General features: G+C 44.7%; 4 protein-coding genes and 1 tRNA gene. 3 read left to right on the top strand and 2 right to left on the bottom strand.

Annotation, left to right across the window (positions count from 1 at the left end; genetic code table 11):
* The 3 genes from LDL18_RS08325 to LDL18_RS08335 form a co-directional block, all read left to right on the top strand.
* Window positions 1-1055, top strand: a 1055-nt coding sequence (locus tag LDL18_RS08325) for a 3-deoxy-7-phosphoheptulonate synthase class II (protein ID WP_296508655.1), incomplete at its 5' end; no start/stop codon positions are given.
* 55 nt (window positions 1056-1110) lie between these two features.
* A tRNA-Glu gene (locus LDL18_RS08330) sits at window positions 1111-1186 on the top strand.
* Window positions 1187-1663: 477 nt separating this feature from the next.
* Window positions 1664-4027 carry a TonB-dependent siderophore receptor gene (locus LDL18_RS08335; RefSeq protein ID WP_296508658.1) on the top strand — a complete coding sequence of 788 codons (2364 nt, stop codon included), beginning with the start codon at window positions 1664-1666 and terminating at the stop codon, window positions 4025-4027.
* A gap of 25 nt (window positions 4028-4052) precedes the next feature.
* Here the strand turns inward: LDL18_RS08335 and LDL18_RS08340 are convergent, their stop codons facing one another.
* Both LDL18_RS08340 and LDL18_RS08345 read right to left on the bottom strand, forming a co-directional pair.
* Window positions 4053-5414, bottom strand: coding sequence for an L-serine ammonia-lyase (locus tag LDL18_RS08340; RefSeq protein ID WP_296508660.1), 1362 nt, complete (start codon window positions 5412-5414; stop codon window positions 4053-4055).
* A gap of 90 nt (window positions 5415-5504) precedes the next feature.
* Window positions 5505-6422 (bottom strand): MurR/RpiR family transcriptional regulator, encoded by a 918-nt coding sequence (locus LDL18_RS08345; protein WP_296508661.1) that lies wholly within the window; start codon window positions 6420-6422, stop codon window positions 5505-5507.
* Window positions 6423-6561 lie beyond the last annotated feature (139 nt).

The following is a 6561-nucleotide window of genomic DNA, read 5'->3' on the forward strand; positions in this document are numbered from 1 at the left end:
ATGCCGTTGTTTCCTATACTTCTGGTAAGCCCGTTGTCCGCATTGGGCGGATTGCCGGTCAGTTTGCCAAGCCACGTTCTTCTAACATGGAAGAAAAAGAGGGCGTTTCTCTGCCAAGCTATCGTGGCGATAACGTCAATGATATTTCTTTTACCGAAGAAGCGCGTCTGCCTGATCCCGATCGCCTTTTGACCGGACATGCCCAATCGGCCATCACCCTTAATTTGATCCGTGCCTATACCCAAGCCGGCGATGACAAATGGGAATATGCCTTTAACGGTCTGCATGACTTTGTGAATAGCCGTGCATGGGCAGATGATTTATGGCGTGGTCTGGTCGCTGAAATGGGCGATGCTTTTCGTTTTGCCCAGAGCTGTGGCGGTTTTGGTAACGGATATGCTGCCCCATGCTTTACCAGTCATGAAGCTTTGCATCTGCCTTATGAAGAAGCCATGGTGCGGAGCGATTGCGACTATGGATTGGATTATGCCACATCCGGTCATTTCTTGTGGATTGGTGATCGCACGCGCTTTGAAGGTTCGGCTCATGTCGAATTTTTGCGCGGTGTTGATAACCCCATTGGTTTGAAATGTGGCCCCAATTTGGAAGCTGATGAGCTGTTGCGCTTGTTGGATGTCCTTGATCCGTCCCGTGAAGCCGGTCGTATCACCTTGATTACCCGTTATGGTGCTGACAAAATTGAAAAGCATCTGCCTACTTTGGTTCGGGCGGTTAAGGCCGAAGGTCGTCCTGTCGCATGGATTTGTGATCCGATGCATGGCAATGGCACAACCACCAGCGAAGGTCAGAAAACCCGGCCATTCGAGCGCATCCTTGAAGAAGTTAAAGGCTTTTTTGCCGTTCATCAGGCAGAAGGCACCTATGCCGGTGGTATCCATCTGGAAATGACAGGGCTGGATGTAACCGAATGCATCGGTGGCAGCGCTGGACTGAGCGAAGAAGACCTGAAGCGGCGTTATATGACGCATTGTGATCCGCGCTTAAGTCGCGATCAGGCTTTGGAAATGGCCTTTCAAGTTGCCGATTTGTTCTAGGCGGCTTTTATAGTTGACGGGAAGGGCGGGGTGGACTATCCCGCGCTTCTCTGCTGGTCCCTTCGTCTAGCGGTCTAGGACGTCGCCCTCTCACGGCGAAAACACGGGTTCGATTCCCGTAGGGATCACCATTTTACCTATTTTAGTCATTTATTTTAGTAATATATAAACATTAAAATGGATTTTTAGGTTTTAAAATTTTATTTGAAATTTTAAAATTGATAATTATAATTCCTCTCCCTGATTTTTGATTTCTTTATTTTTTTCCAATTTTTATTAACTTTAAAAACAACTTTTTTTTCAAAAAAAATATTTTACTTCAATCTATTGCATAGAATAATATCGTTTTTTGTTGTTTTATAATTTTTTAGCATTTCTCTTCAAAACACCCCTTAAATTTGATATTGATTTTCAATATCAAATGTTAGATAATAAATTATTCTTGTTACTTAATGTTGTTTAGTGCTGTTATAAATGGTTATTGTTGGGTGGGATTGTGTATTTGTATTTCAATATAATACATTTTTAAGGGGGAATCTTATGTCTATCAAAAATACTCTGCGATCGTCTAAAAATTTTATAAACCTTTCATTGTAAAGGTTTTGTCTATGCAGTCATATCGCCAGCGTCCTTATGCTTTTTTGCGGCGCAATATCCGTTGGGTATTGCCTTGTTTTTGTTTGAGTGTGTTGCCCACGGCGGCTTTCTCTGAAGCGGCACTGCCTTTTCAAGAAAATGCCGAACATGAGAATGCAGATTCTAAGGCTTTTTCTGGCAGGCATCATCATCGCGGTTATCATGGCCATGAACAATCCGATCAGCAACAATCTGACCATGAAGGCCGTCATCATGATCATCATGGACGCCGAAATATGTCTGATGATGATAGCTTGTCTATTCGTGATTTGATCGTCGAAGCCGATCGTCCCAAAGCGACCACCGATGGCAGTAATAGTTATGCCGTAAAAGGGGTTACTATCGGTAAGCGGATTCAGCGGTTGGAGGATATTCCTCAGTCTGTTTCTGTTATGACCAAGCAACAGATGCTGGATCAGAATCTGAATACGGTTAACGATGCTTTGAATCAGGTTCCTGGGGTCACGGTTAATAATTATGGTGACGGCACATCGGGATTTATGTCTCGTGGTTACGGCATGAATACCCAATTTGATAGTATTCCGTCCTTTGGTGGAACGTCTTTTGCGCAGCAATTCGATTTAAGCATTTATGATCGAATAGAAACTATTCGAGGCCCTGATGGTATTTTCCAAGGGGGTGGTTCCCCCGGCGGTGTCATCAATATGGTTCACAAGCGGCCTTTGAGTAAATTCCATGTCGAGACAGGGGGCTCGGTAGGGTCTTGGAATAACCTTCATGGCTATTTTGATGTGACGGGCCCCTTGAATAAATCCGGCACGATCAATGGTCGTATTGTCATGGCAGGCACTAGTCAGGATTATTATTATAAACCCGGTCATGACCAGCGTTGGACGGGATATGGTGCCATTGATTTTCATTTCGACTATAAAACAACTTTGACCCTGACAGCGGCAGGGCAAAAAAATAAGACGACCCGTTTTATGGGTTTGCCACGCGCTAGCGATGGTTCTGATCTTAATTTGCCTGTTTCAAGCTATGTCGGTGCCAGTTGGAACAAAAGCCAGTCCCCAATGTATGAATTGTCTGCCGATTTCGAGCGTCATCTTGGAAAAGGCTGGCAGGTTCGTTTGGCCGGACGGCATCGCTATACCAATTCTTCACAAGTTTATAGCTTGGTTAGCAAAATCAATACCAAGACGATGAAAGGTAATTTTTCTTTATATAATGCGGTTGATAAAGAAAGATATGATGACGTCGATTTATATGTAACGGGCCCTGTTCATTTGTTTAACCGCAAGCATATCTTCTTGGTTGGGGCTAACTATAGCTATAACCTTGAAAGAGATGGCAGTGCTTCTGCGACCTATAGCAAATATCCTCAGTTAACTAATCAGGATATCTTTAATCCAGTTTTGCCTGAATCTTTGCTGTCAGGAGATTTGACTACTTATTATAGAGAGCCCTCTGTTCAAAAAGGTTTATATGCGTCTGCCCAGATTGAAGTAATTAAGCCTGTTCAAATTTTGTTGGGCGGAAGATTGAGCAGCTATACCTATAAGCTGAAAAATTTGATCGCTGGCACGCCTACCAAAACCCAGCAGCATGTCGGCAATCATTTGACGCCTTATGCCGGTGTTGTCTGGCATATGACGAAAAATTTGACGAGCTACTTTAGCTATACGGATATTTTTTCGCCTCAAGGCGGTTACACGGAATCTGGTGACCGAATAAAGCCGTTACAGGGACAGCAAATGGAAGCCGGTATCAAGGGGGCATGGTTCCATGAAAAACTCCATGCCAGTTTTGCGGCTTATCGTATTATGCAGCATAATTTAGCGCGGGCTACCCAAGATGGCCGGATGGATTGTGGCCCTTCGCAGACTTCGACTTGTTATGAAGCAGCGGGTCTGGTGCGAAGCCAAGGTTTTGATGCCGAAATTATCGGACAGCCGATGAAAGGCCTCGATATCAATTTTGGCTATACCTATAACGATAACCGCCTTATGAAAGCGGTAAGCAGTAGCGTGCCGGTGGGTTCCCGTTATACATCCAATACGCCCGCCCATTTGTTTAAATTATGGACACATTACCGTTTTGCTTTGGGGAAATCTTCCGACAAAAATATTTTAAGTTTTGGCGGTGGCCTTAATGCCCAAACTTCAACCTTTGGCACGACCCGAACGGTTACCCAGCCCGGTTATATCATCGGATCCGCTCAAATCGGTTACCAGCTTAGCCCGAAATTCGAAATTTCGGTGACGGTCAATAATTTGAGCGATACCCGCTATTATTCCCGTTTGGGTAATGTGAATTATTATAACTATTATGGCACACCGAGAAGTTTCATGTTCTCGGTTCATAATTCTTTCTAGGCTTTTACAAAGGAGGAATAGCCCTTTAACAGAGGGCTAATCCTCCTTGTGAGGTTTCCTTGTAATTAGCATTCATATCAAGTCCGGTTCGGAGCATTGTCTCAATAACCTGATCGAGGCTGACGCGATGATTACCGTCCCCAATCATCGCCAAGCGTGCTGCTTCGATTGCCTTGATTGAGCCAACCGCATTCCGTTCAATGCAAGGCACCTGCACTAATCCTCCAATAGGATCACAGGTTAAGCCGAGATTATGTTCCATGCCAATTTCGGCGGCATTTTCTATCTGGCGAGGGGATGCATCCAAGGCAGCGGCAAAACCAGCGGCGGCCATTGAACAAGCGACCCCGACTTCCCCCTGACATCCGACTTCTGCACCGGAAATAGAAGCGTTTTCTTTGAATAACGCGCCAATAGCGGTTGCGGTTAGCAGAAAATTCTCGATGCCTTTTGTGAGATCGCCTTGGATGAAACGGCGATAATAACGCAAAACAGCGGGAATGATGCCCGCTGCTCCGTTGGTTGGTGCGGTAACAATTCGACCACCCGAAGCATTTTCTTCATTAACAGCTAAAGCCCAAAGATTGATCCAATCCAAGGCAGCTAGAGGGTCAATGGCGCGATCGCTATGAATAGCTTTTAATCGAGCATAAAGGGCAGGGGCGCGTCGTCTGACCCGCAAACCGCCTGGCAGAACGCCGGTTTCACTCATCCCGCGTTCGATGCATTCTTCCATAGTTTGAGCAATTCGTTCAATGCCTTGCGTTAATTCTTGTTCGCTGAGGCTTGCCAATTCATTCTGTCGTTGGATATCGGCAATAGAAAGCCCTGTCTCGATAGCGATTTCTAGTAAGTCCCGCGCGGAATGATAAGGATAGGGGATATCTTCATCTTGTAGTTGTGGCGGCAATTTTGCGCCCTCTTCTGGGGCGCGTTCGACAATAGTCCCCCCCCCGATAGAATAGGCTGTGTTTTCAAGGAGAATGTGGTTTTTATGGTTATAGGCGACGAAATGCATCGCATTGGAATGAAAGGATAATCGTTTTTTCTTTTCCCAAAGGATGTCTTTTTCAGGGTCAAAGGGAATGATGTCTCCATTTGCAAAATGGAGGGATTTTTCCTGTTGAATACGGCTGATAATCGGTTCGATATCGTCGACATTGACTTGATCCGGTCTTTCACCAGATAGACCCAATAAAATCGCGCGATCGGTTGCATGGCCGCGTCCGGTCAGCGCCAAGGAACCAAAAAGGGTGACCACAATCCGGCTTACCTGTTTTTTGTCCAGTGCTTGAATGAAATCGGCGGCGGCAATCATGGGCCCCATCGTGTGAGAGGATGAAGGCCCCATGCCTATTTTGAACAATTCGAAAACACTGCTAACCATATTATCTCCTATTAAGAATAGGTAATAGATAAATTAGGATGAAATAAAGCAGGTTTTTTAAAACTTTATCAAAAAAAAGAGCCTGTGAATCTAATCTTGTGGCGGGCGGGGAAAAAGATGTTTTTCTTTTAGATCTTGTTCCGCTTTTTCTATATTTTGCTGCCGGAGAATGGCATCCGCTCCAAGCTTTTTTTCAAGCGAGGCCGCCAGCAACTCCACCATGACCAGACAAGGCACCAGAGATTCATGCGATGTGAAAAGCGTAAAATCGCAGGTCAGCACATGATGTGCCAAACGGGAAACCGGTGATAATTTCGGATCCGTTATCAGAATAATGGTGGTGCGTCTTTGATGTGCCTGTTCCGCCAAGAGAGCGATGTCTTCTTGATAATGACAGATGTCAAATAGCAACAATATATCGCGTCTTCCGCTATCTATGAGTTGTTCATAGGGCGTGAAAGCGTTGTTCTGAACCAAATGAGTGCGAGGGCGTAATCGGTGTAACTGATACCAGAATAATTCGGCAATCGGATGCGTGAGATGGTTACCGACAATGTAAACATTGCGCGAGCAATCGGCGAGAAGTTCGGTTACATCTTCCAATTCACAAGCATTGATCTGCTGTAACGTCCTGTGCATACAATTTTCAAAGAAGCTGTCAGCTTCTTGAAGCACAGACGCAACGGCAGGACGGTCGCTGACATGATTGGCGGTATCATCCTGATTTTGGGGCGTATTATAGATGAGTTTTTGATATAACTCGCCCCTTAAACTGGCTTGAAATTCAGGAAAACTGCTGAAACCCAATTTTGAAACGAAACGCAGCACGGTGGGCCCGCTTACTTTGGCTTTCGCCCCCAGTTTTGCAACGGTCTCTAAACCGGCCATCATATCGCTGGCAAATAATATCTGAGCAATTCGCCTTTCAGCCTGCGTGAAATTTTCTGACGCCTGATGAATTAGAATAGCAAGATTTGATGTATCTTTTTTTACTTTATGCGCTTTCATGCGATGCTTGCAATATTTGTTAACATAGAATCTTTGCAAATATAAAAAAGGTTTTTCTTAAGAAATTCCCCCTATTTTGAAATATTGGTATCATTTTATTATTTAAATTGGAAGGCTTTAAAAAAGATATTTTGTCAGA

The sequence above is a fragment of the Zymomonas sp. genome (genome assembly GCF_020216885.1).
Classification (GTDB): domain Bacteria; phylum Pseudomonadota; class Alphaproteobacteria; order Sphingomonadales; family Sphingomonadaceae; genus Zymomonas.